Raw genomic sequence first — 3,619 nt, forward strand, 5'->3', positions numbered from 1 at the left:
AGCGCTGGATCTACGACTGGCAGGTGTAGGCGGCGGCCAGAGCGGGCTCGGAAGTCCCATCGCTGCCGAAGGTGCGCCAGCATCTGGTTGGCGGGGCAAGACAGCGCTGTCCCACCATCTTCCACCAGGCTTCCACCACCCTCCTCCACCCCCTGTGTGTGTCTCCCCCCTATACCCCCCCGGGTGGTGGAACACCCACCCCGCGCCTGAAGCGCGGGGTGGGTGTTCCCCCCTGCGGGAGCAAAGAACCATGATCAGCGGACCGTCCCACTCCGGTCCGGAATGACGGGTCGCGGGCCACCGCAAGCAGGTCCTCGGGCCGCCGGCTTCATGCCCTGGCGGCGGGCGAAAACAGCTTGGCGCGATGGCTTTTCAACCCGATCCCGGCGCGGTCTCAATTCACCGTGCTGCCGGCCGTCATCGGCGGCTGGTGCTTGGCATGCGCCGCGGTCTTGGCGGGCGCCGGCTGGGCCGCGGCGGGCGTGGCCGCTGCCGGCGTTTCCTTGCATTTGTTGGTGCGCCAGGCCTCGTCGGCAAAGTGCTGCTGGCCGCGAACCGAGATGTAGTCGTTGCGATAGGCGAGTTCGCCCACCACCGGGCCGGCAAAGCCGGTCTGGGCCTTTGCGATCAGCCCCTGCAATTCGGCGGCACGGCTGGTCAGGCTCTTGCGCGTCGCCTCGAGCTGCTTGCAGTCATAGAGTTCGAATTGGGCGGGATCGGCAAAGGCGGTCGACACGCCCTCGCCCATCTCGGCGCAGCCGGACAGCAAGAGCCCGAGCGCACACAGCACGAGCGCCGTGCCGACGCGCGGCGAAGCCTGGAAAACGGATACGCGCTGGATCATAAGACCTTGGTAAGCCCGCAAAGTTGAGATTGGCTAAAGCAGGCGCAAATGTCCGGATTGAGGCTTTGCCCGGACGGCCCCGCCCCCTTTAGAAAAGATCGTGCCGCAGCGCCATCCCCGGCTCATCACGCCTGCCCGGACAATGCGACAAACCTCTGATTTCAATCGCATAATTCAAGAGACCAGGAACCGCCGCCAGGGCGCGGGAAAGGCCCGGCCATCATGCCCGGATCATGCCGGAACGGCGACGCGAACAATGCTGTAGAGCGCGCGCGCGATTCATCCTAGAGCTAGCGCGCCCTCTGGGCCAAAGCGGACGTGGCGGAACTGGTAGACGCAAGGGACTTAAAATCCCTCGATGGCAACGTCGTGTGGGTTCGATTCCCACCGCCCGCACCACAATCCATCACCCCTGCGCCGGCCGGCGTCGTCAATTCATGCCATTCATGCGAAGGCCGCCGAGGATTCGCAATGCTCGAAGACTCGCAATGCCCGAAGGGCTTACGCCTTGGCCTTGGAGTCAGACGGTGAATGTAACGGCTACGATTCCCAGCAGCGTCACGGCTGCTCCGTCTTCTCCGGAAACAGCCCCGGCATCCAGCGCGCAGCGAGCGCGGCAGGAAACGTCAGATGGAGCGGATCCCGCGGTCCATTGGAGACGAGCACTTCCGGCTTGAGAAGCTCGGAAGCAATGCGCCGTGCATGACGCGGCGTCAGACCGGGCAGCCCATCTGCGTGGTCGCCTCCCCGCGATCTGCAGGTGGATAAATGTCCTCTTTTATGTCCGGATTGTCGTTTCCCATAATCTGTAGATTATCAATTGCTTACCGAAAATCACTGGCGCTGGAATTGCGCTAGGATGTCCGCTTGCAGGTCGGCATATCGACGGGCGTGCGGCTTCACTTGTCCGGAAGCTCATCCGTAGCTGAAAGGCTGCTCCCTGCGGCCGCTCGCTTCCAGCACGTCGACGCGGACGCAGTCGAACATCCGGCGCACTTCGGGCCCCGGAGAATAGCACAGAGGTCGCCGGTTCAATACCCGCAACGGACGCGCTCTCCCCGCCGCGCTCCCGCAAAACTACGTGGGTTGCGAATCAAGGCCGACGCAAGTCAGCTCCGCGGGTTGCTGGGCGGCAATTGAGGGGGGCAGCATGCTGGGGTTTCGTGGCCAGAAGAGCTTGGATGAACAAGCCGTCGCGCCGATGCAAGGCGTTGGCGTGGCGGGGGCCTTTCAGGACGCGATGATCCAGTGCCTGAACGACTGGTCGAACGGCCTGTTGAACCGCGAACTGGCCAGCATCGACGCGGCCGGCCAGCGCGATCGGGTCAAGCCGGAGCTGATCGAGGCGATCCATCGGCTGGCCAAGGCGATGGCCGCGCGCGCCTCCGACGATCTCGATGCCACCGTCGAACTCTCCATCAGCAGCAACGAGGCCTCGGTCAGCGGCGCGCGGCTGATCGCGGCCTCCAATGACCAATCGACCCGATGCCAGGGTCTCGCCTCCGCCTCGGTGCAGATGCTGGCTTCCGTCAGCAGCATCAGCGAGACCAGCGCGGCTGCCGCGACGGAGGCGTCCGCGACGCGCGCCATCGTCGACGACAGCGTGGTCGCGGTGCGCCGCACGCTGCAGACGATGAACGGCATCGCGCGGTCGGTCAACGACACCTCCGCCAAGGTCGCCGACCTCAGCGCCGCCTCGGCCGAAATCGGCTCCATCGTCGGCACCATCGACACCATCGCCAACCAGACCAACCTGCTGGCGCTGAACGCGACGATCGAGGCGGCGCGCGCCGGCGAATTCGGCCGGGGATTTGCCGTCGTCGCGTCCGAGGTGAAAAGCCTCTCGCAGCAGACCACCAAGGCAACCGAGGACATCAAGGGCCGCATCGAGCGGCTGCAGAGCGAAATGGCGGGGATCGTCGAAGCCATGGCCGGCGGCGCACGTGCCGTCGAGATCGGCATGAGCGAGATGACCGACCTCGCCCAGAAGATCGACGAGGCCGGCCAGCGCACGGCGCAGGTGAGCGCGAAGATGGAGGAGATTTCGGGCATCCTGGCCGAGCAGAACCTCGCCACCGACGAGGTCGCGAAAGGCATCACCGTGATCGCCGATCTCGCCACGGCCAATGCCCAGGAGGTGAAATCGCTCGCCGACACCATGGGCATGACCGACGTCAACGTCGGGCGCATGCTGAACCGGCTCGCGAACCTCTCGCTCGACAACAAGGTGGTGCGGCTCGCCAAGGCCGATCATGTGATCTGGAAGAAGCGCCTGGTCGACATGTCGGTCGGGCGCCTCACCCTGAAGGCGGACGAACTCAGCGACCACAGGAATTGCCGGCTCGGCAAGTGGTATTACGGCGAAGGCGCCACGAGCCACGGCGGCAAGGCGGCGTTTCGCCATCTCGAAGCGCCGCACGCCGCCGTGCATCAGCACGGCAAGGAAGCCGCGCGGCTGTTCGGCATGGGCCGGTTGACCGAGGCCCTGGCCGAGATCGACAAGGTCGAGGCGGCGTCGGTCGAGGTGCTCGCCGATCTGGACAAGCTGCGGGAGTGATCGGCTCGAACCCGCGCCTTGCCGGCTGGCTCAGGCGCGGCCCGGTGCAGCCGGGCTTATCGACAATCAGGCGACGTCCCGGACTTCACTCTCTCGCGCCTCACGCCGGGAAACCCACGCGCGCCGCTCCCGCATGCAGCAGCGGCACGACAAGGGTGAGATAGCAGAAGACGAACTTGGCACGCGTGAACGCGCTGGCGGCAACGACCACCGCGGGG

Annotated in this window: 2 protein-coding genes and 1 tRNA gene; 2 read left to right on the plus strand and 1 reads right to left on the minus strand. The window is 65.7% G+C overall.

Features of this window, described 5'->3' with window-relative positions; genetic code table 11:
* Positions 1–394: 394 nt before the first annotated feature.
* Positions 395–844 carry a hypothetical protein gene (locus WCB02_RS07985; protein ID WP_423957331.1) on the minus strand — a complete coding sequence of 150 codons (450 nt, stop codon included), beginning with the start codon at positions 842–844 and terminating at the stop codon, positions 395–397.
* Between the two features lie 312 nt (positions 845–1,156).
* Here WCB02_RS07985 and WCB02_RS07990 point away from each other — a divergent pair.
* Together WCB02_RS07990 and WCB02_RS07995 are read left to right on the plus strand one after the other, a co-directional pair.
* Positions 1,157–1,243 (plus strand) — tRNA-Leu (locus WCB02_RS07990).
* 751 nt (positions 1,244–1,994) lie between these two features.
* Positions 1,995–3,401, plus strand: a complete 1,407-nt coding sequence (locus WCB02_RS07995) for a methyl-accepting chemotaxis protein (protein WP_423957333.1) — start codon at positions 1,995–1,997, stop codon at positions 3,399–3,401.
* Positions 3,402–3,619 lie beyond the last annotated feature (218 nt).

Source organism: Bradyrhizobium sp. (genome assembly GCF_049581145.1).
Taxonomy (GTDB): Bacteria; Pseudomonadota; Alphaproteobacteria; order Rhizobiales; family Xanthobacteraceae; genus Bradyrhizobium.